The sequence below is a fragment of the Pseudomonas sp. BJa3 genome, assembly GCF_026343815.1.
In the GTDB taxonomy this organism is placed as follows: Bacteria; Pseudomonadota; Gammaproteobacteria; order Pseudomonadales; family Pseudomonadaceae; genus Aquipseudomonas; species Aquipseudomonas soli.
Map to the genome: position 1 here is coordinate 1 of NZ_JAOXMC010000596.1, position 231 is coordinate 231.

Annotated in this window: 1 protein-coding gene; it reads left to right on the forward strand. The window is 65.4% G+C overall.

Annotated elements, in window-relative coordinates:
- On the forward strand, nt 1–231 hold a 231-nt coding region (locus OH705_RS28925), incomplete at both ends, for an aldo/keto reductase (protein WP_267303662.1).

Consider the following 231-nt stretch of genomic DNA (forward strand, 5'->3'; position numbering starts at 1 on the left):
AGGCCTGCAGCGCAGCGGCAACAGCCGCAAGGCGATGCGCACTTCCGTGGAGGCAAGCCTCAAGCGCCTGAAGACGGATTCTCTCGATCTGCTGTGGGTGCACATGCCCGATGGCATCACGCCGATCGATGAGCTGGCGCGCAGCCTGGATGACCTGGTTCGTAGCGGCAAGATCCTGCATGCCGGCCTGTCGGACTTCCCGGCATGGCGCATCGCCACGGCGGCGACGTT